Genomic DNA, 25,779 nt, shown 5'->3' with positions numbered 1-25,779 from the left:
CGGCACTTGCATGTTGGGGCTTATCCGATCAGGCGTTGGCGAGACGGCCGACGAAGAATAGCGGGCGCGAGCGCAGCGCATAGGCGCCGTCGCCGAGCAGCCACAGGGCGAAGGACGTCGCGATCAGGAAGGCGGGATATTCCCAGCCACCGCCGGCGGCGGAGAACAGCCAGCCATTGCCGAGATGCGCGCTCATGGCGCCGGCCATCACCGGGATCATCAGCAGGGCGACGTGGCGGGCATAGAGGCCGGCGACGATGAGAATGCCGCCGACCAGTTCGGCGAGGATCACCGGGCCGGCGAGGACGCCGGGCATGCCCAGGCTCTCGAGATAGCCGGCGAAGCCGGGGACGGTGAACACGACATACTTCAGCAGCGCGTGCGAGATCCACATGAGACCGAGGGCGACGCGCAGGACGAAGATGCCATAAGGGGCGGAGCGGGTGTCGAGCATGACGTGATATCCGTGTGTGGTGACGAGGGTGCCGGAAGAATTCCGATTGCAGATGTCGTGCACCACAGCTAGCTCATCGCATCACGGCACGCGATAGCCGTAAAAACTCAAGATATATTGCGATTCTGCAATTCTGACGATGGGCCTCTCCGGCTGATGAGGGCTGACATCCCTCGTCCCAAAGACACCTCGACCCAAGACGCCTCAATCGCAGTGGTGTCGGCGGCACCCTGGCGTGAGGGGCTGGGCGCGGCGGCTGTCTTTCGGCGCTATCGTCTTTTCGCCGCGCCACGCGCACGATCATTCGCGCCGGCCGCCCCTGCCCGGGGGCGTGGCGGTGGGCAAAGGCGCGACGGTTGAAAACCGGCGAAATGATTGGACCTGACGCCGAGGCGGCAGCGTGCCGCAAGGAACCGGCGACGGGACGCCGGCATCAGCCCGAAGCCGCGCGGTCCGGTCCGGTGCTCGCTCGGCGAGGTGTTGTCAGTGGACGCTTTCGATCTGCGCGGTCTTGGTGCCCGCTGCCGGCGTGTTTCGCGACCGCTCCACCAGCCGGGTGCGGCCGCTGCCGCCGCGCTTGAACTCGCACCACATCTGGTTGAAGCCGGCGAGATTGCCGCGGAACGCATCCGCCGCGGTCTTCTCCAGCTCGAAGCAGGGCTGATAGGCGACGCCCTTCAGCTTGGCGCAGATCTTCTCGGACGAGGTCTGCACCGTGCCCGCCGGCAGGGTGACATAGCGGGCATTGCCCTTGCCGCGCACCTGGATGGTGCCCGCCACCGAACCGTCCTTCAGCACCCGGCCGGAGCCGACCGTGCCTTCGTAGCAGCTATAGGAAAAGGTGCGCCCCAGCACGAAGCGCTCGGCAGCCTGCGGCGTCAGCGGATCGGCCGATGCGCCCGACGACATTCCGACGGCGCAGGCGGTGAGCGCAGCAGCAGACAGCAGAACGTTGGTGATCCGCATCCGGAACCTTCCTATCAGATGGAGTGCCCCCAAGCCCCTGGAGAACCGCCACGTCACGATGCGTCGCAAATGCCAGATCCCGCAAGAGCCGGGCCGGAACCCGGCACCGCAAGGGCTCACGTCGCGTCACACCTGTTGCAGGATTGCTACGCCGCCGCCGCAATATGCGTGCGCGATGGTTAACAGCTCGCCAACGCGGCCGGCTGGCGCCGGCTGCCATGGGCCGGCTCCGAGGATGCCCGGCTCCGTGGTCCCCGCTGTCAGGCGGCGGCGGGATGCCGGCGCTCGGCCACCGGACGCTCGACGATCGGCAGGTTGATCACCGCCGAGGCGAAGGACAGCGCCACCGACAGCCACCACACCAGATCGTAGGAGCCGAGCCGCTCATAGAGCAGGCCGCCCAGCCACACGCCGAGGAAGCCGCCGACCTGATGGCTGAAAAAGGCAAAGCCGTAGAGCATGGCGAGATAGCGGGTGCCGAACATCAGCATGACCAGGCCGGAAGTCGGCGGCACGGTGGAGAGCCACAAGAGGCCGATGCCGATGCCGAAGCCGATGGAGGTGATCGGGCTCGCCGGCAGCAGGATGAAGACGATGATGACGACGCCGCGGGCGAAATAGATCCAGGCCAGCAACAGCCGGCGCGAGAAGCGCGACGACAGCCAGCCCGAGGAGAGCGAGCCGACCATGTTGGCAAGGCCGATCACCGCCAGCGTCCAGCCGCCAATGGTGATGGAGAGGCCGCGATCGGTGAGATAGGCCGGCAGATGCGTGGTGACGAAGGCGAGCTGGAAGCCGCAGGTGAAGAAGCCAAGCACCAGGAACACGTAGCTCGGATGCCGGAAGGCCTGGCCGAGCGCGGCGCCGATGGTCTGCTTCGGCTCGGCGCTGGCCACCGCCACGCGCGGCGGGCTCATCAGCGCCACCGCGAGCGGCATCACCATCAGCATGGCACCGCCGAACACGATCAGCGTCTCCTGCCAGCCGACGCTGCCGATCAGCCCGGCGGCCAGCGGCGGGAACAGGAACTGGCCGAAGGATCCGGCGGCGGTACCGGCGCCGAAGGCCATGGGCCGCCAGCGGTCCGGCAGCATCTTGCCGAAGGCGGCGAGCACGATGTTGAAGGAGCAGCCCGACAGGCCGAAGCCGACGATGACGCCGGCCGAGAGATGCAGCAGGCCGGGCGTCGAGGCATACGCCATCAGGGCGAGGCCGGCGGCATAGAGCACAGCGCCGGCGCACAGCACGCGGGCGACGCCGTAGCGATCGGCAATGGCGCCGGCAAACGGGGTGCCGAGGCCCCAGAGCAGGTTCTGGATGGCGATGGCGAGGCCGAACGTATCGCGTCCCCAGCCATATTCGGCGGTCATCGGCAGCAGGAAGATACCGGAGGACGCCCGCGGCCCGAAGGTGAGCATGGCGATGAGGCAGCCGCACAGCACGATGATGAGCGGGGCGCGCCGCGCCATGCCGGAAGCGGAGGAGGGGGAGGCGGCGGACATGCGATCATCCCGGCGATGAGCTGAAGGCGGCAAACTACAGCCCTGTCGCGGGCGATAGAAACGAATAATTTTCCGGTCGGTCATCAGCTTAATAGATGGATCCGGCCGCTTCGCATGGCCGTTGCCATGTACCGAACCGCCGCTCATCCGGGCAGGGCCGACGGCTGCCAGCGGGTGCCCGGCCGCGCGATGGGTGCCGCATCGGCAGGGACGCTACGTCAACCAAAGGGCTTCATTGCCGGGACCGCCGAGGTGTGGGATGGCTGGCGCCGGCCGGAATCCGTCCGGCCGGCGTCACCCTCGCAGCGGTGCCGGCGCACCCCGCCGATGACCGCGGCACCGCGATCTTCTCCTCGCATCGCCCCAAAGCCACACCCCACAGGCTGCTTCCGAATCATGGCCCCCACTGCCGCCGACCGTTCCGGCACTCCCGCCATTCCATTCTCCGCCTATGCCCATCTCCTCATCATCTATGTCGTCTGGGGCGGAGCCTATCTGGCGGTGAAGATCTGCATCTCCGGCCCGGCGGCGATCACCGTGCCGCAATTGCAATCAACGCGCATGTGGGGGGCGGCGCTGCTGATCGGCGCGGTGGCACTGGCCCGCACCCGGCGGGTGCCGCACCTGACCCGGCGCGATATCGCGCTATGCGCCGCCACCGGGCTGCTGATGTGGGTCGGCGGCAACGGGCTGGCCACCCTCGCCTCGCGCCATGCCACGTCGAGCTTCATCGTCATGGCGATGGGCGCGATCCCGCTGTGGAGCTGCCTGCTCGAACTTCTCATCGCCCGCGCCCTGCCGGCCCGGCGGGTGGTGCTGGGACTGGTGCTCGGCCTCGCCGGGCTGTTCCTGGTGGTGGCGCCGACGCTGATCGGCACCGGCACGGCGATCATCGAGCCGGGCTATGCCGGCCTCACCGTTCTTTTCCTCGTCGGCGCCGGGCTCAGCTGGTCGCTCGGCACCATCGTGCAGCGGCCGCTGATGAAGCGGATGCGGCCGGAATGGGCGGCGACGCTGCAACTGCTCACCGCCGCGCTGGTGCTCACCGTCGTAGCGGCCGGCGAGCACGCGCCGCTGCCGGACATGCCGAGCACTCGGCAATGGCTGGCCTTCGGCTTCCTGATCGTCTTCGCCTCGGTGATCGGGCTGACGTCCTATATCCGCGTCATCGGCGCCTTCAGCCCGGTGATCGCCTCGACCTTCGCCTATGTGAACCCGATCATCGGCGTCCTGCTCGGCTGGGTGTTGCTGGGCGAGGAGATCGCGCCGGTTTCGCTGCTCGGCCTCGGCATCGTGCTCGCCAGCATCGCCATCGTGCTCAGCGGGCGACGCTGAACCGCGTCATCCCACCGCGCGCAAATGGCGGATCGGTCGGCCGGGGGTCATCGATTGCGCGGCGCGGGCGATACCCTGCGCGTCGATGCCGTAATGGCGGTAGAGATCGGCCAGCGTGCCGGTCTGGCCGAAGCGCTCCACCCCGAGCGCCCGCACCCGATGACCCTGCACCGCTCCGAGCCAGCCCAGCGTCGCCGGATGGCCGTCGATGACGGTGACGAGGGCGCTTTGGCCGGGCACCTCGGCCAGCAGCCGCTCGACATGCGCCTCCCCCACCTCGCCCCGCTCGCGCAGGCGCTGGGCGCCGGTCCAGCCGGCATGCAGCCGGTCGGCGGAGGTAACGGCGAGCAGGCCGACATCGCGGCGGTCCTCGGCGATCAGGCCGACCGCCTCGATGGCCTCCGGCGCCAGCGCGCCGGTATAGGCCACCACCACCTGCGCGTTCGGCCCCGGCCGGCGCAGCCAGTAGCCGCCGGCGACGATGTCGGCGGCGAGCGCGGCGTCCATGGCGCGGCGCGGCTGCTCGATGGAGCGCGTCGACAGGCGCAGATAGGCGGCGCCCCCATGCGCATCGGACAGGCCGTTAGCATCGTGCTCGGCCGGGCCGGAGCGCTGCATGTAGTCGAAGGCGAAGCGCATGATCACCGCCAGCTCGTCGACGAAGGCCGGCTCGAAACTGGCCAGCCCGTCCTGCGCCATGCCGATCAACGGCGTGGCGATCGACTGGTGGGCACCGCCCTCCGGCGCCAGCGTCACGCCGGAGGGCGTGGCGGCGATGAGGAAGCGGGCATCCTGGTAGCAGGCATAGTTCAGCGCATCGAGGCCGCGCTCGATGAACGGGTCGTAGAGCGTGCCGACCGGCAGCAGCCGCTCGCCAAACAGCGAATGCGACAGGCCGAGCGCCGAGAGCATGAGGAACAGGTTCATCTCAGCGATGCCGAGCTCCATGTGCTGGCCCTTGGGCGAGAACTCCCAGTTGAAGGTCGAGGGGATGCGCTCGCGCTTGAAGGTGTCGGCCAGGGATTCGCGGGCGAACAGGCCGCGCCGGTTCACGAAGGCACCGAGATTGGTGGAGACGGTGACATCCGGCGAGGTGGTGACGACGCGGGCGGCGAAATCGTCGTCGCGCTTGGCGATCTCGTGCATGAGAAGGCCGAAGCCCTGCTGGGTCGACATCGCCGGCTGAAGCGCGACGTCGAGCCTGGCCGGGAGGGCGAGCGCCGGCGCCTCATGGCGGCGGGTTCCCCTGGCATTGAACGGCGCGGCATCGAGAAAGGCCTGGAGCCGCTCGGCCGGCAGGGCGAGCCCCTCGAACGGCTCCCATTCATGGCCCGGGCGGATGGCGTGGCGCCTGCGCAGGTCTTCCATCTGCGCCGGGGTCATCAGCCCGGCGTGGTTGTCCTTGTGGCCGGCGAGCGGCAGGCCATAGCCCTTGACGGTGTAGGCGATGAAGCAGACCGGGCGGTCATGCTTGCGCGCCGCCTCGAACGCCTCGGTAAGCGAGGGCAGATCATGGCCGCCGAGATTGCTCATCAGCCGCGCCAGCTCCTCGTCGGAGCGGCGCTCGATCAACGCCGTCACCGGCCCCTGGTCGCCGATGTCGTCGTTGAGGCGCTTGCGCCAGGCCTTGCCGCCCTGGAAGGTGAGGGCGGAATAGAGCTGGTTGGGGCAGGTATCGATGAAGCGGCGCAAGGCCTCGCCGCCCGGCTCGGCGAAGGCGGCCTCCAGCAGCCGGCCATATTTCAGGATCACCACATCCCAGCCGAAATTGCGGAAGATCGATTCGACGCGTTCCCACAGGCCCTCGCGCACCACGGCGTCGAGGCTCTGGCGGTTATAGTCGACGATCCACCAGCAATTGCGCAGGCCATGCTTCCAGCCTTCGAGCAGCGCCTCGAAGATGTTGCCTTCGTCCATTTCGGCATCGCCGACCAGCGCGACCATCTTGCCTTCCGGGCGGCTGCCTTCCGGGCCATGGCCGAGGTCTTTCGCCCGCAAGAAATCCTGCACCAGCGAGGCGAACAGCGTCTGGGCGACGCCGAGGCCGACCGAGCCGGTGGAGAAATCGACGTCGTCGACATCCTTGGTGCGCGAGGGATAGGACTGCGCGCCCTTATAGCCGCGGAAATTCTCCAGCTTCTCCCGGCTCTGGTTGCCGAACAGATACTGGATGGAATGGAACACCGGGCTGGCATGCGGCTTCACCGCCACCCGGTCCTCGGGACGCAGCGCCTTGAGGTAAAGCGCCGCCATCACGGTGGCGAGCGAGGCGGAGGAGGCCTGATGGCCGCCCACCTTCAGCCCGTCGATATTCGGGCGGACATGGTTGGCGTTATGGATGGTCCACGTCGCCAGCCACAGCAGCTTTTTCTCAAGTTCCGCCAGTTCGTCTTCCGCCGGTCTCTGGGGATGATCCCGGCCTTCCATCCGTTGCGCGGCCATGTTCTCTCTCCGGCATGCAGATGGAGAAGATTACGCCCGCCCAAGGCACGGTTGCAGCTATTCTCAAGCATGAAAGCGCGTCATATTGGCTGGAAGAACCAATTTTGGCGCTTAACGTGGCCGAACATGACCGAAATCGTCCTCGATGCCATCGACCGCAAGCTCCTCGCCGCGCTACAGGCGGACGCCCATGCCACCATGGAGCAACTCAGCGCATTGGTCGGGCTTTCGCCCTCGCCCTGCGCCCGCCGGGTGCGGCAGCTGGAGGCGGCCGGGGTGATCCAGCGCTATGTCGCGGTGCTCGACCAGGACAAGGTCGGGCTGCCGATCAGCGTCTTCGCCTCGATCAAGCTGGAGCGCCAGCGCGAGGAGGAGCTCGACCGCTTCGCCAAGGCGATCATGCGGTGGCCGGAGATCGTCGAGTGCTACCTGATGACCGGGCAGCGCGACTATCTGCTGCGCATCGTGGTCAAGGACCTGCCAGCCTATGAAGCCTTCCTCAAGCGGACGCTGACCCGGCTCGAGGGTGTCGCCTCGATCGAATCGAGCTTCGCCCTCGGGCAGGTGAAGCATGCGCAGGGGCTGCCGGTCGGCGCGTGAGCCGCGGAGGTTCCAGTCGCGGAGGTTCTAGTCGCCGTCGGTCTCGGCGACCAGATCGAGGAAGGCCTGCGCCGCCCGCGTGCGGTAGCGCTCCTTGTGGCGCAAGGCCAGAAAGCGGCGCGTCGGCAGCGGGAAGGCGATCTCGGCAAGCGTGCCGGCGCGGATGGCGCTCGCCGCCACCCGGCGCGAAAGCACGGTGACGCCGCTGCCGGCCTCCACCGCCGCCCGCACCGCCTCATTGGAGGGATATTCCAGCGCCACGTTCAGCCGCTCCGCCGACAGGCCTAGGCTGGCGAGATGGGCCTCCAGCACCGCGCGGGTGCCCGATCCCGGCTCGCGCAGCACCCATGGGCCGGCGAGCAGTTGCTCCGGTGCGGCCGGCGGGCGCCAGGCCCAGGAATGGGTGACCGGGGTCACCAGCACCATCTCGTCCCGCGCCACCGGCAGCACCGCCAGCGCCGGCTCATCGACCTCGCCCTCGGCAAAGCCGAGGTCGGCCTCGCCGAGCCGTACCTGCCCGGCGACGAAATCGGTGTTGCCGACGGCGATGGCGACCGAAATGCCGGGATGGCGGGCGCGGAAACGCTGCACCTGCCGCGGCAGCCAGTAGCCGGCGATGGTCTGGCTGGCGACCAGCGCCAGCGAGCCATGGGCGAGGCCGGCGAGATCGACCAGCACCTTCTCGGCGGCGGCCGCCTGCGCCAGCACCGCCTTCGCCTCGACCAGGAACAGCCTTCCCGCCTCGGTGAGCTCGATGCGGCGGCCGATACGATCGAACAGTCGCGTCGCGTAGCGCGCTTCCAGCGCCGCGATGGCGGCGCTGGTGGCCGACTGGGTGAGATTGAGGTCCGCCGCCCCCTTGGTGACATGCTGGCGCGCGGCGACGGCGACGAAGATGCGCAGCTGTTCAAGGGTCATTCCGGGCCGTCGCCGATGCTCATGCGGTGAGTTTCACCAGCATAAGACTGAAACCGGCGATGAAGGCAAAGGCGGCGAAGCCCAGCGCCAGGGGACGGACGCCCTTGGCCTTCAGTTTGACGAAGCTGGTCTCCAGCCCCATCGCCGCCAGCGCCATGGAGAGCAGGAAGGCGGTGAGCGTCACCATGCTCGATTTCAGGTCAGCCGGTAGGGCGACGGCGCTGTTGAAGGCCACCAGCGCCAGGAAGCCGAGCACGAACCACGGCATCGGCGGGCGAGCGCCGCTGGCCTCCCCGCCCTCCCAGCTGGTGCGGCGGGCGGCGATAAGCCCGAGGGCAAGCACCACCGGCGCCAGCAGCATCACCCGCGACAGCTTGGCGATGGTGCCGAACTCGCCGGCGGCGGCGCCGTCCTGATAGGCGGCGGCAACCACCTGCGCGATCTCGTGGATCGAAGCGCCGGCCCACAGGCCATAGGCATGCGGCGAAAGCGCGAGCACCCCGACCAGCAGCGGATAGACCAGCATGGCGATGGAGCCGAACACGGTGACGCAGGCCACCGCATAGGCGACATCCTCGTCCGGCGCGCGGGTGACGGTGTTGGTGGCGATCACCGCCGAGGCACCACAGATCGAGGTGCCGGCGGCGATCAGCTCGGCGAGGCCGCGCTCAACGCCGATCAGCCGGCCGAGCCAGGTGGTGAAGACGAAGGTGGCGACCAATGTCAGCGCGATCACCGCAAGGCCGGTGCCGCCGACCTCCACCACCTGCGCGGCGGTGAGTTGCAGGCCGAGCAGGACGATGGCAAAGCGCAGGATGCGGCGCATGGCGAAGACGACGCCGGCATGGGACCGCGCCGGTGTGCCGAAAGTGTTGCGCATCATCATGCCGATGACGATGGCGAGGATCATCGGGCTGAGGCCGCCCATATAGGGCAGCTGGCGCAGGCCGAAGGCGGCGGCGGCGATGGCGGAGGTGAGCGCGAGGCCGGGCCAGAGCGCTGCCGCCCTCGAAGGAAGCGACAACGCGGCAGGCACAAGTGCCTTTGAGGCGTGCGAACGAGCGGCCATGACCGGATCTCCCCTCAGCCGGCTATGCTCGGCATGGGTCGTTGATCGCAGCTATGGATCAATCGATCCAACGCATTGTTTAGATCGTTCCGTTCGATAGAAACGAACGATCAGGCGTCGCGATGGGCGATGAAGTCGATCTCGACCCGCGCGCCATAGGCCAGCCCGGTGACGCCGACGCAGGTGCGCGCCGGCAGCCGCCCCTGTGGGAAATAGCTGCGATAAGTCTCGTTGAAGACGGCGTAGTCCTCATGAAACTCGGTGAGGAAGGCGCGGGTGCAAACCACATGCTCGAAGCCGAGACCGAGCCCGGCGAGCACGAGGCGCAAATTCTCCATGACGTTGCGCGTCTGCGCCTCGACGCCTTCCGGCAGCACGCCCGGTGCCGCCGGGGTGTCCGGCATCTGGCCGGTGACGAAGACGAAGCCGTCGCACTCGACGGCATGGCTGAACGGCGCGACCGGCTTCGGGCCGCCGGCGATCATGTGGAACAGAGCGGACATGCAAGGAAACTCCAGAAGGAAAGGCACCGAGACCCGACCGAGACTGCAGCCCGGCGGGAGCTGCGCCCATGCAAGCACGGGGCCGGCGCCATGTCCTTCATCGGCCCGGAGGCCGAGGCGTGCGTCACGCACGCCCACAGCCGTTAGTTACCGCCAAGTGCCTGGCCTCACGAAACTTTGTGCCCCCGAACCGGCGCTTTCGCCGCCGCTTCGGCTTTCTGCCCCGCGATGTTCCATGGCATGAGGCAGCGGGGAGACCGGCATGACCGACAGGACAACCATCACCTATCTGTTCGACCCGCTGTGCGGCTGGTGCTACGGCGCCGGGCCCGCGCTCGACATGCTGGCCGCCGACCCGGCCTTTTCGCTCGAACTGGCGCCGACCGGGCTGTTCGCCGGGGCCGGCGCCCGGCCGATGGACGGTGGCTTTGCCGCCTATGCCTGGGCGAACGACCAGCGCATCGAAAAGCTGACCGGACAGCGCTTCACCGCCGCCTATCGCGACAAGGTGCTCGCCGACCGGCAGCGCCGCTTCGATTCCGGCCCGGCGACGCTGGCGCTCACCGCCGTGCACCTGACCGCACCGGAAGGCGAGCGGGCCGCGCTCAAGGCGATCCAGCACGCCCGCTATGTCGACGGGCGCGACATCACCGATGCGGCGGTGCTCGCCGCTCTGCTCGACGGCGCCGGCTTTCGGGCGGCAGCCGGGCGACTGGCGTGCCCGGACGACGACCTCCTCGCCGCGACCCAGGCCCGCATCGCCGCGGCCCGGCAGCAGATGCACGGCTTCGGCGTCGCCGGCGTGCCGGCGCTCATGCTCGGGGAAGGCGACCAACGCCGCCTGCTGCCGGCGGCCGCCCTGTTCCACGACCTGTCGACCCTGCTGACGACACTGACGGCCGCATGAGGGCTCCTCCATGATCACGCGACGCGGAATGCTGAAACTCGCGGGCATCGCCGGAGCCGCCGCCGCGCTCGAAGGCGCGTTGCGGATGGAAGGGGCACTGGCGGCAGGCGAGACGACCGGCACGCCGCCACCGGCCGCCGTCGCCCTGCCCTTCGCGCTGACCACTCCCGCCCATATCGACGCCGCCGCTCTCCGGGTGCGCGACCTCGCCACGGTGAGCGCCTATTACCGGCAGGTGCTGGGGCTGGAAATCCTCGCCCGCACCGCCGATGGCGAGGTGCTCGGCGCCGGTGGGGTGCCGCTGCTGCACCTCATCCACGCCCCCGCCGCGCCGGGGCCGGAGCCGGGATCGGCCGGGCTGTTCCATGTCGCCTATCTGATGCCGAGCCGCGAGGATCTCGCCCGCTGGCTGGTGCATGCCGCCCGCATCGACGTGCCGGTGGACGGCCTCGCCGACCACAATGTCAGCGAGGCGATCTATCTCTCCGACCCCGAGGGCAACGGCATCGAGGTCTATGCCGACCGGCCGCGCGCCAGCTGGCGGTGGCGGGACGGCCTCGTCACCATGGGCACGCAGGCGCTCGACGTCGACGCCATCGTGGCGCTGACCGACCGATCGGTGGACAGCTACCGCGCCGCACCGGCCGGGCTGCGCATCGGCCATGTGCATTTGCGGGTCGGCGAGGTGGAGGCCGCCCGCGGTTTCTACCAGACGGCGCTGGGCCTGGACGCGACACGACCGGAGCGTCCGGACGCCGCCTTCCTGTCCTCCGGCGGCTATCACCACCATGTGGCGGTGAACAGCTGGCAGAGCCTGGGCGCGCCGATGCGCCGGCCGGGAGAACTCGGCCTCGACTGGTTCGCGATGAAGGTCGGCGATTTCCGGCTCTATTCCGGCCAGCGGGCGCGGCTGACAGGCCTCGGGACGGTAACCGAGACCGCCGGCGGCATCGAGGCACGCGACCCGTGGGGCACCACGGTGCGGCTGCGGCCGGCCTGAGCCGCGACACTGCACGGCACGACAACCTGCCCTTGGGGAAACGGCAGCCGCCCATCGAAGCGGCTGCGCTGAATACGTGCATCCGCCGCGCCAGCGAGGCGACCGCAACCGCCGGCGGCGCGACAGAAAAGCGAATGGACGCAGCGCTCCGAAGGGCTGCCGCCACCCCAGGTCGCAACCCAAGAAAAGGGCGACGCCTGCTCAAAAAACAGGCGTGCCTGACATTTCGAATTTGTATAGCGTTTTTCCAGGTCTCCGATCGGTGCCGGAAGACCGGCGTGCGGCGCTAACTGTCTGTCACAAAGGCAATTTCGCGGTACTAAACATAGACACTTTCCAGAGGGGCACAGCCCCATCATCACCACGCTTCGCCCGCGCAAACCGACGCGGCGAAGGCACGGTAGGACGATGCGCCGGGCCGACCGGCGGCGTCGCAGGGAGTCGCAGCATGATGACCAAACTCTTCCGCCGGTGCCTCGCCGGCGCGCTCACCGGAGCGGTTCTGACGGCGGCCGCGGCACAGCCCGCCGCCGCCGGCAAGATCTCCATCGGACACACCATCTGGGTCGGCTACGGCCCACTCTACCTCGCCAAGGAGCTCGGCTTCTTCAAGGAGAACGGCGTCGACGTCGACTTCCAGGTGGTGGACGATTCCGCGCTCGCCATGGCCGCCCAGGCCGCCGGCAAGCTCGACGGCACCGCCACCACGCTGGACGAGATCCTTAAGTATCGCTCCGACAGTTTCTGCTTCAAGGCGGTGGCGCTGTTCGACGAGAGCCATGGCGGCGACGGCATGGTGTCGCTGAAGGAGATCAACTCTCTCGCCGACCTGAAGGGCAAGACCGTCGCGCTCAACGAGGGCTCGACCTCGCAATTCTGGTTCTCCTACCTCTTGAAGAAGCAAGGCATCCCGCTGAAGGACGTCGAGGTGCTCAACATGAGCGCCGACGCCGCCGCCGCCGCCTTCATCGCCGGCCAGGTGCCGGTGGCGGTGACCTGGGAGCCGAACCTTACCCTGGTCAAGACCAAGAATGTCGGCAAGGTGCTGACCGACAGCGCCGCCACGCCGGGCGTCATCGTCGACGTGCTGGAAATCTCCTGCTCGGTGCTGAAGGACCGGCCGGCCGACGTGAAGGGCTTCGTCGCCGGCCTGCAGAAGGCGGTCGACTACATCAAGACCAATCCCGACAAGGCCTATGAGATCATGGCCAAGGGCGTGGGCGGCTACCTGAAGGAGCCGAAGGACTTCGCCGACGCCGCGTCCGGCGTGAAGTTCTACGACAAGGCGATGACGATCGACTATCTCGGCACCCCGGACAAGCCCGGCAAGGTGACCGAGGTGATCGCGCTCGGCAACGAGATCTGGACCGACCTCGGCAAGATCAAGAAGCCGATCGAATACAAGGACGTCATCGACGCCAGCTTCACCCAGTGAACGGCTCGCTGTGATTCCCTGCGGGACGCGGTGCGCCGCGTCCCGTCCCTGCCCCGAGACCGGTGACACCGCATGGCCCGCAAGCGTTCCATCGTCGACCTCTGCCTGACGCCGAAAGCCGAGATTCCGACCGGCCTGCGCTTCGCGGTATCGACGCTGATGTGGCTGCTGGTCATCGGCGCCTGGTCGCTCGCCACCTATGGTGGCTTCATGCAGGAGATCTTCCTGCCGTCGCCGACCGCCGTCATCGCCGCCTTCTTCCGCCTGTTCGAGGATGGCACGCTCGGCCAGCACATCTGGGCCAGCGTGCAGGTGGTGGTGATCGGCTTCGTGATCTCCTCGATCATCGCCGTACCGCTCGGCCTGCTGATGGGCACCTTCCGCGTGGTGCAGGCGGGCCTCGAGCCGCTGGTGAACTTCATCCGCTACTTGCCGGTGACCTCCTTCGTGCCGCTGTTCATCCTGTGGATCGGCATCGGCATCGAGCAGCGGATCATGGTGATCTTCTTCGGCACCTTCTTCCAGCAGCTGGTGATGATCGCCGACGTGTCGCGCGGGGTGCAGAAGGACCTGATCAACGCCTCGTATACACTCGGCGCCACCCGGCGGGACGCGGTGCTGCACGTGCTGGCGCCGGCCGCCATGCCCGGCGTGCTCGATACGCTGCGCGTCACCATGGGCTGGGCCTGGACCTATCTGGTGGTGGCGGAACTGGTCGCCGCCTCCTCGGGCCTCGGCTACATCTCGATGAAGGCGATGCGTGGCTTCCAGGTCGACGTGATCTTCCTCGCCATCGCGGTGATCGGCCTGCTGGGCCTGCTCACCGACCTCGTGTTCCGGCTGCTGCGCATGCGGCTGGTGGCCTGGGCCAGCTAGGCTCGGCGAATTGAAGGAGCCGGACATGACTGCCGTGACAGCCCTGCGCGGGATGCCAGCCGCCGACCCCATCGCCTCGGCCACGCCGGTTGCCCCGCGGCTGCGCATCGAGGATGTGCGGCTCGAATACACCACGCGGCAGGGCAAGACCGTCCTCGCCATCGACGATATCTCGATCGACGTGCCCGACAACCAGTTCGCGGTGATCGTCGGCCCGTCGGGCTGCGGCAAGTCGAGCCTGCTCTACCTCGTCGCCGGCCTCAACGAGCCGACCTCCGGGCGCATCCTGCTCGGCAATGAGGAGGTCGACGGCCCGGGCCCCGATCGCGGCATGGTGTTCCAGAGCTACACGCTGTTCCCCTGGCTCACCGTGCGGGAGAATGTCGAGTTCGGGCTCAAGCGCCGCAAGTTGCCGCAGGCCGAGCGCGACGAGATCGTCAACCGCTACCTCAACGAGACCGGCCTCGCCGCCTTCCACGACGCCTACCCCAAGCAGCTCTCCGGCGGCATGATGCAGCGCGTCGCCATCGCCCGCGCACTCGCCAACGACCCGAAGATCCTCCTGATGGACGAGCCGTTCGGCGCGCTGGACAGCCAGACCCGCAACTCGATGCAGAAGCTGCTGCTGCGGGTGTGGGAGCAGCACAAGAAGACAGTGCTGTTCGTCACCCACGACATCGACGAGGCGATCCTGCTCGGCGACCGCATCTATGTGATGACCGCCCGTCCCGGCCGCCTCAAGGAAGAGGTGGTGGTCGACATCCCGCGCCCGCGTTCGCTGGACATGGTGATGGACCCGGAGTTCATCGCGGTGAAGCGCAAGATCCTCGAACTGCTGAAGAACGAGATCAAGGACGACGAGCACTAGGCTCGGGGCAGCACGATGACCTGGCTTTCGCTCTTCGAGCTGACCGGCCGCAAGGCGCTGGTGACCGGCGCCAGCCGCGGCATCGGCCGCATGCTCGCCGTCGCGCTCGCCTCCGCCGGCGCTGATGTCGCCATCACCGCCCGCTCGCGCTCCTCGCTCGCCGAGACCGCCGCCGAAATCGAGGCGATCGGCCGGCGCGCGGTGGTTCTCGAGCTCGACGTGACCGATGCCGCGCGCTGCCGTACCGGCGTCGCGGAGGCCGCCGCGGCACTGGGCGGGCTCGACATCCTCGTCAACAATGCCGGCATCGAGCAGGTCTGCCCCTCGCTCGACGTCGAGGAAGAGCTCTGGGATCGCATTCTCGACACCAATCTCAAGGGCGCCTTCTTCTGCGCGCAGGCGGCGGCAAAGGCGATGAAGGCCGCCGGGCCACATGGCGGCGCCATCATCAATCTGTGCTCGCTGACCTCCGAGGTGGGAGTGCCGACCGCGGTGCCCTATGGCTCGTCGAAATCCGGCCTGCTCGGCATGACGCGGGCGTTGGCGGCGGAATGGGCGCCGCTCGGCATCCGGGTGAACGCCATCGCGCCCGGCTATTTCCGCACCGACATGACCGATGTGTTCTATGCCGACGAGGACTGGCAGACGAACATGCTCGGCAAGATCCCGCAGGGGCGCTTCGGTGAGCTCGGCGACCTCGCCGGAGCGGCGATCTTCCTCGCCTCGCCGGCCTCGGCCTATGTTACCGGCCAGTGCCTGCCGGTGGACGGCGGCTACCTCGCCTCGATCTGAGACCGCCCGGCGGAGCCTCCCCCGATGGAATCGCTCAGGAATCGGGCAGCGGCGCGAAAAGTTTGGCCTCACGCGGCGCTGAATATGGCTATACATATTCCATCCGAGCTGAGGCGCCACTCGGGCACGACGTCGAAGGTTTGATCATGTCGGACATCTGCAATTTCCACGAACTCGCCACCCTCGACGCGGAAGCCCGCGCGGCGCTGCTGAAGCGCTCGGAGACCGATCTCTCCGGCTTCATCGACAAGGTGCGGCCGATCATCGAGGCGGTGCGGCTGGAGGGCGACGTGGCGCTGGCCCGCTTCGGCCGCGAGCTTGACAAGGCCGAGATCACCCCCGACCGGCTGAAGGTGACCGAGGCGGAATTCGACGCCGCCTTCAAGGCGGTGGAGCCGGAGGTGATCTCTTCGATCCGCTTCGGCATCTCCAACATCCGCACCTTCCACGAGGAGCAGGCGCCCGAGCCGATGTGGCTGAAGGAGGTGCGCCCCGGCGCCTTCGCCGGCGACCGCTGGACGCCGATCGCCTCGGTGGCGCTCTATGTGCCGCGCGGCAAGGGCGCGTTTCCCTCGGTGACGATGATGACGGCGGTGCCGGCCAGCGTCGCCAAGGTGCCGAATATCGCCATCGTCACGCCGCCGACGGCCGATGGCGGCGTCGATGCCGCGACGCTGGTGGCGGCGAGGCTTGCCGGGGTCGAAACCGTCTACAAATGCGGCGGCGCCCAGGCGGTGGCGGCGGTCGCCTATGGCACGCAGACGGTGGGCAAGGCGATCAAGATCGTCGGCCCCGGCTCGCCCTGGCTGGTGGCGGCCAAGCGGCTGCTCTCCGACATCATCGACACCGGGCTTCCCGCCGGCCCCTCCGAGGCGATCATCTTTGCCGACGGCACGGTGAACGGCGCGGTGGCGGCGCTCGATTTGCTCATCGAGGCCGAGCACGGGCCGGATTCCTCGGCCTATCTGGTGACGCATTCGCGCGAGGTCGCCGAGGCGGCGCTGGCGGCGCTGCCGCAGCACTGGGCGCGGATGACCGAGCAGCGCGTCGGCTTTTCGAAAGCCGTGCTCATCGGCAAGAGCGGCGGCATCGTGCTGACTTCCTCGCTGGAAGAGAGCATCGATTTCGTCAATGCCTACGCGCCGGAGCATCTGGAGATTCTCTCCACCGACCCGTTCGCGCATCTCGGCCGCATCACCGAGGCGGCTGAGGTGCTGATGGGGCCGCACACGCCGGTGACCATCGCCAATTTCGTGCTGGGGCCGAATGCGGTGCTGCCGACCAGCCGCTGGGCGCGCACCTATGGGCCGCTCTCGGTGACGGATTTCCTCAAGCGCTCCTCCATCGGCTATGTGACGGCCTCGGCCTATCCCGAATTCGCCGGCCATGCCCGCCGGCTGGCGCGCTATGAAGGTTTCTCAAGCCACGAGAACGCCGTCTCCGAGATTCGTGACGAGTTGCTGAAGGGCTGAGCCATGAAGGCGGTACGGCTCTATGGTGCCGGCGATCTGCGTGTCGAGGAAGTGCCGGCACCCGGCACGCCGGCGCCGGGCTGGGTGCGGCTGAAGGTGAGCGCGGCCGGCATTTGCGGCTCGGACCTGCATAATTTCCGCACCGGACAGTGGATAACCCGCGCGCCCTCCATCGCCGGGCATGAACTGAGCGGCGTGGTGGCGGAGGTTGGCGCCGATGTCTCCGGCTTCAAGGCCGGTGACGCGGTGGTGGCGGATTCGCGCTTCTGGTGCGGCGACTGCGCCGCCTGCCGCGCGGGACGGCATCATCTGTGCGAGAAGCTCGGCTTCGTCGGCGAAGCCTGCGACGGCGGTTTCGCGGAAGAAGTGACGCTGCCGGCACGGCTGCTGATCGCGGTTTCGCCAGATCTGGACCCGGCAGTGGCGGCGATGGCCGAGCCGCTGGCGGTCGCTTTGCACGCGGTGAAGCGGCTGGCACCGCAGCCCGGCGAGCCGGTGCTGGTGCTCGGCTGCGGGCCGATCGGCGGACTGGCGGCGCTGGTGCTGGCACGCGATCACCCGGGACCGTTGCTGGTGGCCGACCGCAACGCCGCCCGCGCCGCGCTGGTGGCGCAGGTGACCGGCGGCACGGCGGTGGCGCTCGACGCTGGTGAAATTCGCACCGCGCTCGGCGGCGCGCTGCCGACGGCCGCCATCGAGGCCACCGGCTCGACCGCGGCGCTTGCCCATCTCGTCGGTGCGCTGGAGGGCGGCGGACGCGTGGCGCTGGTCGGCATCTTCCACGGCCGGCTCGATATCGATCCGAACCAGCTGGTCGAGCGCGAACTGACGATGATCGGCTGCCACGCCTTCACCGACGAGTTGCCCAAGGCGGCGGCGCGGCTGCCCGCGCTCGCGACCGAGCTCGCACGGCTGGTCGACCGGCAGATCGAGCTCGACTCCGTGCCGGACGCCTATCAGCGGCTGCTCCGTGGCGAGGCGACCGGCCTGAAGACCATCCTCCGCCCGGCCGGTGTGCCGGCATGAGCCGTACGACCAGCCGGACCGCCGAACTGCGGGCGCTGGCCGCCCGCGACGCGAAGGCGGCGGAGGCGCCGCTGGCCGCGTTGCTGGCCGACCTGTTCGGGCTCGAAGCGCGGAGCGTGCGCATCAATCTCGACCAGTACAGCCTCAATTCGCTGAACGGCTTCTTCGAGACGGATGAGGGCGCCTTCTTCTTCAAGTTCCACCAGGAGGAAGGCGAGGAGGCGATGGCCGGCGAGTATTATCGCGCCGACATTCTTGCCCGCGCCGGGCTGCCGGTCGACCAGCCGGTACATGTGTCGACGCAGCCGGGCGAGCAGATCCTGGTCTATCGCCGCCGTGACGAGCCGCGCTTCTCCGACGTGCTGCGCGCGCTCGACCTCGCCGACGACGCGGCGGAGCGGGCGGTGGCCCTGCAAGCAGAACGCGGGCTGTCGCGGCGGCTGACCGCGACCTATCTCACCAGCCTGCACCCGATCACCCCCGAAGAGGCGGCGACCGAGCCGATCCACCGTTTGTTCCATGAGCGGCTGATCGACCGGAGCCCCGGCCTGCCGGAGCATTATCCGGGCGGGCGGTTCGCCGACTTCTATGTCGGCAAGCGCTTCGCCTTTCCCGGTGTCGAGCTGGAGTGGGACGACCTTGCGGCGCGGCGCTTCACCATCAACGGCGTCACCTATGCCCGTCCGCTCGGCGCGTTGTTCGACGCCGCGCAGGCGCGGCTGCGGCCGGAGCGCCTTGCCGATGCCGGCGGGGTGGTCGCCCATGGCGACGCGCACAACGCCAATGTCTGGTTCGGCCGCGAGGGCGGGAGCGCGCATCTCTCCTTCTTCGACCCCGCCTTTGCCGGCGCGAAGGTGCCGGCGCTGCTCGCCGAGGTGAAGGCGACCTTCCACAATGTCTTCGCGCATCCGTTCTGGCTCTACGACCCGGCGGACGCCACGCAGCTTTTTTCCGCCATGGCCCGGCTGGAGCCAGGGATGCTTATCGTCGAGACCGACTGGACGCTCTCACCGGTGCGCGAGGGACTGCTGGAGGTGAAGGCGCGGGAGGTGTGGCAGCCGCTGCTCACCGAGCTGAAGCGCCGCGGCCTGCTGCCGGCCGACTGGCGGGAGGTGATCAGGCTCGGCCTGTTCCTGTGCCCGACGCTGGTGATGAATTTGCGTGCCGGCACCCGCTCGCACACGCCAGTCTCCTCGCTGATCGGGTTGTCGGTGGCGGTGATGGTGGGCTCTGCGCCATTGGCGGGAGAGGATGTGATGACGCGGTTCCTCGATGCGATCACTCCCGAGGGCGACTGAACCGCGGGCTTCGCCCTTGGTTCATCGCGACAGGCCGGGCGCCGGCGGCCTATAGGAACGCACAACAACGATCGCCGGAGTGCAGCCAATGACCATCGTCAATGTCGAGGATGCCCGCGCGGCGGCGCGGCGGCGGCTGCCGAAGATCTTCTTCGATTATGTCGATGGCGGCTCCTTCAATGAGGACACGCTGAGGGCCAACCGTGCCGACTTCCAGCGCTGGACGCTGGTGCAGCGGGTACTCAACGACATCTCCGTACGCGACCTCGCGACCGACTTTCTCGGTACCCGGCATGCGCTGCCCTTCATGCCCGGCCCGGTGGGTTTTCTCGGCCTCTATGCCGGCCATGGCGAGATTGCCGCCGCAAAGGCGGCGCATGCGGCGGGGGTGCCGCTGTGCCTGTCCACCTTCTCCATCGCCTCGCTCGCCGAACTGCGCGCCGCCACCACCGGGCCGCTGCACTTCCAGCTCTATGTGATGAGCGACCGGGCGATCGGCGACGAACTCCTCGCCCAGGCCGAGGCGGCAGGCGTCGATACGCTCTATCTGACGGTCGATACCGCCATCACCGGCATACGCGAGCGCGACGTGCGCAACGGTTTCCGGGCGCTGACGCGGGTCACGCCCGGCCTCGCCCTGCGGCTGGCGACGCGGCCGGTGTGGTGCCTCGACATGCTGCGCGCGGGGACGCCCGAGGTCGGCGCGGTGAAGCACCGGCCGGAATTCGGCCGGGGCGTGCTGGAGCAGGCGAGCAACCTGTCGCGGCGCATCGACACCCGCCTGTCCTGGAAGGATGTCGACTGGCTGCGCGGACGCTGGAAGGGCCGGCTGGTGCTTAAGGGCATCCTCGCGCCGGAGGATGCGCTGACGGCGCGCGCGGCGGGGGCGGATGCCATCATCGTCTCCAACCATGGCGGGCGGCAGCTCGACGGCGCGTCCTCCACCATCGCCGCGCTGCCGGCTATCGCCGAGGCGCTGGACGGATCGCTGGAGGTGCTGTTCGACGGCGGGGTGCGGCGCGGGGCGGATATCGTCAAGGCGCTGGCGCTCGGCGCCTCCGGCGTGCTGCTGGGTCGCGCCTATGTCTACGGGCTCGGCGCCGCCGGCGAGGCCGGGGTGGCGCGCGTGCTCGCCCATCTCGCCGAGGAGGTGAGCCTGACGCTCGCGCTGATGGGGCTGACCTCGATCGACGAATTGAAGCAGCGCGGGCGCGCGGCACTGATGCCGCGCGCCGTATAGTCGCCTCACGCCCGCTTCTGGTTGTAGACGTCGAGGCAGACGGCGCCGAGCAGCACCAGGCCCTTGATCACCTGCTGGTAGTCGATGCCGATGCCGAGGATCGACATGCCGTTGTTCATCACCCCCATGATCAGCGCGCCGATCACCGCGCCGCCGACGCGGCCGACGCCGCCATAGGCGGAGGCCCCGCCAATGAAGCAGGCGGCAATGACGTCGAGCTCGAAGCCGAGGCCGGCCTTGGGCGTCGCGGTGTTGAGCCGGGCGGCGAAGATGAGGCCGGCCAGTGCCGCCAACACGCCCATATTGACGAAGGTGAGGAAGGTGAGCCGCTCGGTCTTGATGCCGGACAGCTTGGCCGCTTTCTCATTGCCGCCCACCGCATAGATCTGCCGGCCGATCACGGTGCGGGTGGTCATGAAGGCATAGAGCGCCACCAGCACCGTCATGATCACCAGAACATTGGGCAGGCCGCGATGCGAGGCGATGAGATAGGCGAAATAGGCGATCACCGCGAAGAGCGCCAGGTTCTTGGCGAGGAAGAAGCCATAGGGCTCGGTCTCGATACCGTGGCTTTCCTGGCGGGCGCGGCTGCGGAAGTTCTGCCACACCAGCGCCAGCGCCAGCAGCGCGCCGATGGCGAACGAGGTCGGGTAGAGCGTGCCGGCATCCGCAAACAGCTCCGGGATGAAGCCGGACGACAACTTCTGGAACGCCGGCGGAAACGGGCCGACCGACTGGCCGGCGAGGATGGCCAGCGCCAGCCCCTTGAACACCAGCATGCCGGCCAGCGTGACGATGAAGGACGGAATCTTGAAATACGCCACCCAATAGCCCTGCGCGGCGCCGATGGCGCCGCCGAGCGCCAGGCAGAGCAGGGTGGCAGGCACCCAGGGCACGCCCAGCTTGACGATCAGCACCGCCGCCACCGCGCCGACGAAGCCGGCCACCGAGCCGACCGACAGGTCGATGTGGCCGGTGACGATCACCAGCAGCATGCCCAGCGCCATGATGACGATGTAGCTGTTTTGCAGCACGAGATTGGTGAGGTTCAGCGGCCGCAGCAGCGTGCCGTTGGTCACCACCTCGAAGAAGATCATGATGGCGAACAGCGAGAGCATCATCCCGTATTCGCGCAGGTTGTTCTTCAGGAACCCGGCATGGCTGGGCTTTTCCTTCAGCGCGGCGTCGCTCATGGACGTTCTCCCTTGCGCATATCGACTTGGCGCACGTCGGCTTGGGGCATGACGGCTTGGCGCATGATGGCGCGCATGATCTTCTCCTGCGTGGCTTCGGCGCCGGGGAACTCGCCGACGAAGCCGCCCTCGTTCATCACGCAGATGCGGTCGCAGATGCCGATCAGCTCCGGCATCTCCGAGGAAATGACGATGACGCCTTTACCGGCATCGGCCAGCTCGTTGATGATGCAATAGATTTCATATTTGGCACCGACATCGATGCCGCGGGTCGGCTCGTCGAGGATCAGCACCTTCGGGTCGGTGAACAGCCATTTCGACAGCACCACCTTCTGCTGGTTGCCGCCCGACAGCTTGCCGGCCTCCTGATAGACGCTGTGGCTGCGGATGCGCATGCGGCCGCGATAATCGGCGGCGACGCGCAGCTCCTTCACGTCGTCGATCACGTTCGACGAGGCGACGGCGGACAGGTTCGCCAGGGTGATGTTCTTGCGGATGTCGTCGGCCAGCAGCAGGCCGAGCTGCTTGCGGTCCTCGGTGACATAGGCGAGCCCGGCATCCACCGCACGGCGCACGGTGGAGAGGTCGACCTCGCGGCCCTCGATCTCGGCATGGCCGGAAATCTTGCGGCCATAGGAGCGGCCGAAGATGCTCATGGCGAATTCGGTGCGCCCGGCGCCCATCAGCCCGGCAATGCCGACGATCTCGCCACGCTTCACCTCGAAATCGACTTTGCGGATCATCTGCCGGTCGGCATGAAGCGGGTGGAAGACCGACCAGTCGCGCACCCGGAAGATGGTGTCGCCCACTTTCGGGTCGCGCTTCGGGTAGCGATGCTCGAGGTCGCGGTCGACCATTGAGCGGATGATGCGGTCCTCCTCCACTGCGCCGGCGGTGCAGTCCATGGTATCGACGGTGCGGCCGTCGCGTAGCACGGTGATGCGGTCGGCGACCTTGGAGACCTCGTTGAGCTTGTGCGAGATGAGGATGGAGGCGATACCCTGCGCCTTGAACTCCAGCAGCAGTTCCAGCAGCGCCGCGCTATCCTTCTCCGACAGGCTGGCCGTCGGCTCGTCCAGAATGAGCAGGCGCACCTTCTTCGACAGCGCCTTGGCGATCTCCACCAGTTGCTGCTTGCCCACACCGATATTGGTGACCAGCGTATCGGGGGCCTCGTCGAGCCCGACCTTGGCCAGCAGCTCCTTCGCCCGGCGATGCACGGCGCTGCGGTCGATGACGCCGAAGCGGGAGGGCGGATCGGTGAGGAAGATGTTCTCGGCGATCGACATCAGCGGGATCAGGGCAAGCTCCTGATGGATGATGATGATGCCGAGCGCCTCGGAATCGTTGATGTCGCGAAAGCGCCGCTCCTCGCCATCGAACAGGATGGCGCCCTCATAGGAGCCATGCGGGTGCACCCCGCTCAGCACCTTCATCAGGGTCGACTTGCCGGCGCCGTTTTCGCCGACGAGCGCGTGAATCTCGCCGGGTTCCACCGTGAGATCGACACCGCTCAGCGCCCTCACCCCGGTGAAGTGCTTGCTGATGTCGCGCATTTCCAGAAGGGCATGCATGAGCGCATTTGCTCCGAAGCAGCGTCCTGCGCCGGCCGGGATCGAACCTCCCGCCGGCGCAGGGCCTGGTTTGGTTGAACCGGCTTCAGTTGATCTGGTTCTGCTTGTAGTAGCCCGAACCGACCAGCACCTGCTCCCAGTTGCCCTTGTCGACGACAACCGGCTTCAGCAGGTAGGACGGCACGACCTTGACGCCGTTATTGTAGGTCTTGGTGTCGTTCACCGTGACCTGCTTGCCGGAGAGCGAGGCATCGACCATGTCGGCGGTCACCTTGGCGAGCTCGCGGGTGTCCTTGAAGATCGAGGAATACTGTTCGCCGGCGAGCATCGACTTTACCGACGGCACCTCGGCGTCCTGCCCAGTGACCACCGGCATCTTCATGTTGCCCGAGCCGTAGCCGACGCCCTTGACCGAGGACAGGATGCCGATCGACAGCCCGTCATAGGGCGAGAGCACGCCGTCGAGCTTCTTGTCGGAATAATAGGCGCTGAGCAGATTATCCATGCGGGCCTGGGCGGTGGCACCGTCCCAGCGCAGGGTCGACACCTTGTCCATGCCCATCTGGCCGGACGCCACCTTCAGCGTGCCGTTGTCGATCAGCGGCTTCAGCACCGACATGGCGCCATCGTAGAAGAAATAGGCGTTGTTGTCGTCCGGCGAGCCGCCGAACAGCTCGATGTTGAACGGTCCCTTGTTCTCCGGATAGCCGAGCCCCTTCAGCAGCGACTGCGCCTGCAGCACCCCGACCTGAAAATTGTCGAAGGTGGCGTAGTAGTCGACATTCGGCGTCTCGCGGATCAGCCGGTCATAGGCGATGACCTTGATGCCCTTGTCGGCGGCCTGCTTCAGCACGTCGGACAGGGTGGTGCCGTCGATGGAGGCGATCACCAGAACCTTGGCGCCCTTGGTCACCATGTTCTCGATCTGCGAGAGCTGGTTGGGAATGTCGTCCTCGGCATATTGCAGATCGGTGTTGTAGCCGCGCTCCTTGAGCACCTTCACCATGTTGTCGCCGTCGGCGATCCAGCGGGCGGAGGATTTGGTGGGCATGGCGATGCCGACAGTGGCCTTCTCCTGGGCGGAGGCAGGGCCGGCGAACATCATCGCGCCGAGCGCGAGGGCGGAAAGCGTGGGCAGCAGGCGTTTCATCATTTCTCTCCCAGTGGGTTGGATGGCCGCGTTTCGCGTGCCGTGTTCTTGGCGGCGCATGAGACGGAGGGTCCCTGGCCGCGCGTGACGTCCGCCGCGCCTCACCGCGAGGCGCGCAAGCTGTCTCCCGTTCGGGCCGGAACGCCGATTGCGCCGTTCACCGCCTCGTCTCCACAGCCGCGAAGGCGAGGCGCGCCGCCTCGTGCAGCCCGTCGCGCACGCAGGTCTCGGCGTCGCACAGGCCGATGCCGGCGAGGCCGGCAATGGCGAAGGCGTGGCGATACAGCTCGGCAATAGGCCCCGAGGCGACGAGAACGGTGCCGTCGAGCGCGCCCATGCGCGCATAGGCGCCGGTGATCTCCAGCCCGATCAGCAGGCCCGACAGCCGCGCCAGCGTATCGGCGGCCGGCGCATCGGCCAGCAGCCAGCCGGCGCGCAATTCGAACAGGCGGTTGCCAATCGCCGCCGGCGCCTCCAGCGCATCGGCAACACCGCCGGCAAAGGCCGGCGAGCCGGGATCGACCACCGCCGCGCCCTCTACGGCCGGCGCCACCACCGAGGCGGTGCGGATCAGCTGGAACAGTTCGCCGGTCATGAAGGTGGCGAAGCCGACGACGGCACCGGCCTCCATCCGCACCCATTTGGAATGGGTACCGGGCAGGCAGGCCAAGCCGTCATACCCATCGCTGGCCAGCGCCAGCAGCTGGGTTTCCTCGCCACGCATCACATCGGGATGCTCGACATCGCGCTGGGCGATGCCGGGCAGGATGCGCACGGGGCGGCGGGCGGCGGGCACCTCGGTCGCGAGTTCGGCGAGGCGGTCAAGCCGCACCGGCGCGTCGAGATAGGCCGCCTCCTTCCAGCCGGCGCGCGAGCCGACCATGCCGCACATCATCACCGGCACGCCCTCCGGCACGCCGAGCGCGGCGAGGTGCGATTCCAGCACCGCCTCGAAGCCCTCGGCGGCGGAGGTCTTGAGCCCCTGGGCACTGCGGCGCTCGGCGAGCACGCCGCCCTCGGCGTCCAGTGTCCACAGGCGGAAGCTCGACGTGCCCCAATCGACGACGACATGCGAGAGACGGTGCATCACAGCCCTCCCAGCCGCACGCGCGGCTCGGCCCGCCCGCGCGCGCCGATATCGATGAGGAAGGTCTGGCCA

The 25,779-nt window shown here is 68.1% G+C and carries 23 protein-coding genes; 12 read left to right on the top strand and 11 right to left on the bottom strand.

All coding sequences use genetic code 11. The annotated features are described in order from the left end of the window. Positions 1 to 28: 28 nt before the first annotated feature. The 3 genes from KHC24_RS24215 to KHC24_RS24205 form a co-directional block, all read right to left on the bottom strand. Entirely contained in the window at positions 29 to 454 is a 426-nt protein-coding gene (locus KHC24_RS24215) for a DoxX family protein (protein ID WP_213366881.1), read from the bottom strand. A gap of 483 nt (positions 455 to 937) precedes the next feature. Beyond that, complete coding sequence (locus tag KHC24_RS24210) at positions 938 to 1,420, bottom strand: hypothetical protein (RefSeq protein ID WP_213366879.1); 483 nt, start codon at positions 1,418 to 1,420, stop codon at positions 938 to 940. A 260-nt stretch (positions 1,421 to 1,680) separates the two neighbouring features. Further along, entirely contained in the window at positions 1,681 to 2,922 is a 1,242-nt protein-coding gene (locus KHC24_RS24205) for an MFS transporter (RefSeq protein WP_213366877.1), read from the bottom strand. Positions 2,923 to 3,318: 396 nt separating this feature from the next. Between KHC24_RS24205 and KHC24_RS24200 the strand changes: the two genes are divergently transcribed. After that, a complete protein-coding gene (locus KHC24_RS24200; RefSeq protein WP_213366875.1) occupies positions 3,319 to 4,257 on the top strand; it encodes a DMT family transporter in 939 nt (312 codons plus the stop codon). A gap of 6 nt (positions 4,258 to 4,263) precedes the next feature. On the opposite strand, the gene KHC24_RS24195 is transcribed toward KHC24_RS24200, so the two are convergent. Then, positions 4,264 to 6,699, bottom strand: a complete 2,436-nt coding sequence (locus tag KHC24_RS24195) for a transketolase (RefSeq protein ID WP_246547636.1) — start codon at positions 6,697 to 6,699, stop codon at positions 4,264 to 4,266. Positions 6,700 to 6,825: 126 nt separating this feature from the next. On the opposite strand from KHC24_RS24195, the gene KHC24_RS24190 reads away from it, so the two are divergent. Next, positions 6,826 to 7,299, top strand: a complete 474-nt coding sequence (locus KHC24_RS24190; RefSeq protein ID WP_213366873.1) for an Lrp/AsnC family transcriptional regulator — start codon at positions 6,826 to 6,828, stop codon at positions 7,297 to 7,299. A 27-nt stretch (positions 7,300 to 7,326) separates the two neighbouring features. Here the strand turns inward: KHC24_RS24190 and KHC24_RS24185 are convergent, their stop codons facing one another. From KHC24_RS24185 to KHC24_RS24175, 3 genes are all read right to left on the bottom strand, one after another. Then, entirely contained in the window at positions 7,327 to 8,217 is an 891-nt protein-coding gene (locus KHC24_RS24185) for a LysR family transcriptional regulator (protein WP_213366871.1), read from the bottom strand. Positions 8,218 to 8,236: 19 nt separating this feature from the next. Next, entirely contained in the window at positions 8,237 to 9,286 is a 1,050-nt protein-coding gene (locus KHC24_RS24180; RefSeq protein WP_213366868.1) for a YeiH family protein, read from the bottom strand. Positions 9,287 to 9,396: 110 nt separating this feature from the next. Further along, positions 9,397 to 9,789, bottom strand: a complete 393-nt coding sequence (locus KHC24_RS24175) for a RidA family protein (RefSeq protein ID WP_246547634.1) — start codon at positions 9,787 to 9,789, stop codon at positions 9,397 to 9,399. A gap of 262 nt (positions 9,790 to 10,051) precedes the next feature. On the opposite strand from KHC24_RS24175, the gene KHC24_RS24170 reads away from it, so the two are divergent. The 10 genes from KHC24_RS24170 (at position 10,052) to KHC24_RS24125 (ending at position 20,703) form a co-directional block, all read left to right on the top strand. Further along, positions 10,052 to 10,696 carry a DsbA family protein gene (locus KHC24_RS24170; protein WP_213366866.1) on the top strand — a complete coding sequence of 215 codons (645 nt, stop codon included), beginning with the start codon at positions 10,052 to 10,054 and terminating at the stop codon, positions 10,694 to 10,696. A gap of 28 nt (positions 10,697 to 10,724) precedes the next feature. Further along, positions 10,725 to 11,696: a VOC family protein gene (locus tag KHC24_RS24165; RefSeq protein ID WP_246547632.1), complete on the top strand. Its 972-nt coding sequence runs from the start codon at positions 10,725 to 10,727 to the stop codon at positions 11,694 to 11,696. 448 nt (positions 11,697 to 12,144) lie between these two features. Beyond that, positions 12,145 to 13,131: an ABC transporter substrate-binding protein gene (locus KHC24_RS24160; RefSeq protein WP_246547630.1), complete on the top strand. Its 987-nt coding sequence runs from the start codon at positions 12,145 to 12,147 to the stop codon at positions 13,129 to 13,131. Between the two features lie 72 nt (positions 13,132 to 13,203). Continuing rightward, the gene (locus KHC24_RS24155) at positions 13,204 to 14,007 is read left to right on the top strand and encodes an ABC transporter permease (RefSeq protein ID WP_213366862.1); all 804 of its coding nucleotides are present in this window, start codon (positions 13,204 to 13,206) and stop codon (positions 14,005 to 14,007) included. A 52-nt stretch (positions 14,008 to 14,059) separates the two neighbouring features. Beyond that, entirely contained in the window at positions 14,060 to 14,875 is an 816-nt protein-coding gene (locus KHC24_RS24150; RefSeq protein ID WP_213367110.1) for an ABC transporter ATP-binding protein, read from the top strand. Between the two features lie 15 nt (positions 14,876 to 14,890). Continuing rightward, complete coding sequence (locus KHC24_RS24145; RefSeq protein WP_213366860.1) at positions 14,891 to 15,667, top strand: SDR family NAD(P)-dependent oxidoreductase; 777 nt, start codon at positions 14,891 to 14,893, stop codon at positions 15,665 to 15,667. A gap of 146 nt (positions 15,668 to 15,813) precedes the next feature. After that, positions 15,814 to 17,139 carry a histidinol dehydrogenase gene (gene hisD, locus KHC24_RS24140; protein WP_213366858.1) on the top strand — a complete coding sequence of 442 codons (1,326 nt, stop codon included), beginning with the start codon at positions 15,814 to 15,816 and terminating at the stop codon, positions 17,137 to 17,139. 3 nt (positions 17,140 to 17,142) lie between these two features. Beyond that, positions 17,143 to 18,165, top strand: coding sequence for a zinc-dependent alcohol dehydrogenase (locus tag KHC24_RS24135; protein WP_213366856.1), 1,023 nt, complete (start codon positions 17,143 to 17,145; stop codon positions 18,163 to 18,165). Continuing rightward, the gene (locus KHC24_RS24130) at positions 18,162 to 19,463 is read left to right on the top strand and encodes a hypothetical protein (RefSeq protein ID WP_213366854.1); all 1,302 of its coding nucleotides are present in this window, start codon (positions 18,162 to 18,164) and stop codon (positions 19,461 to 19,463) included. Before KHC24_RS24135 ends, KHC24_RS24130 begins: the two co-directional genes overlap by 4 nt. An 88-nt stretch (positions 19,464 to 19,551) precedes the next feature. Then, a complete protein-coding gene (locus tag KHC24_RS24125; protein WP_213366852.1) occupies positions 19,552 to 20,703 on the top strand; it encodes an alpha-hydroxy acid oxidase in 1,152 nt (383 codons plus the stop codon). A gap of 5 nt (positions 20,704 to 20,708) precedes the next feature. Here the strand turns inward: KHC24_RS24125 and mmsB are convergent, their stop codons facing one another. The 4 genes from mmsB to KHC24_RS24105 form a co-directional block, all read right to left on the bottom strand. Next, positions 20,709 to 21,896, bottom strand: a complete 1,188-nt coding sequence (gene mmsB / locus KHC24_RS24120) for a multiple monosaccharide ABC transporter permease (RefSeq protein ID WP_213366850.1) — start codon at positions 21,894 to 21,896, stop codon at positions 20,709 to 20,711. Then, positions 21,893 to 23,470, bottom strand: a complete 1,578-nt coding sequence (gene mmsA, locus KHC24_RS24115) for a multiple monosaccharide ABC transporter ATP-binding protein (protein WP_213366848.1) — start codon at positions 23,468 to 23,470, stop codon at positions 21,893 to 21,895. The genes mmsB and mmsA overlap by 4 nt, the downstream gene beginning before the upstream one ends. A gap of 85 nt (positions 23,471 to 23,555) precedes the next feature. Then, positions 23,556 to 24,620 carry a multiple monosaccharide ABC transporter substrate-binding protein gene (chvE, locus tag KHC24_RS24110; protein ID WP_213366846.1) on the bottom strand — a complete coding sequence of 355 codons (1,065 nt, stop codon included), beginning with the start codon at positions 24,618 to 24,620 and terminating at the stop codon, positions 23,556 to 23,558. Between the two features lie 157 nt (positions 24,621 to 24,777). After that, entirely contained in the window at positions 24,778 to 25,707 is a 930-nt protein-coding gene (locus KHC24_RS24105) for a 2-dehydro-3-deoxygalactonokinase (RefSeq protein ID WP_213366844.1), read from the bottom strand. Between the last annotated feature and the right edge of the window lie 72 nt (positions 25,708 to 25,779).

Source organism: Ancylobacter defluvii, assembly GCF_018390605.1.
GTDB lineage: Bacteria > Pseudomonadota > Alphaproteobacteria > Rhizobiales > Xanthobacteraceae > Ancylobacter > Ancylobacter defluvii.
Note: the sequence above shows the minus strand (reverse complement) of the source record. Positions and strands in the feature narration are given on the sequence as shown.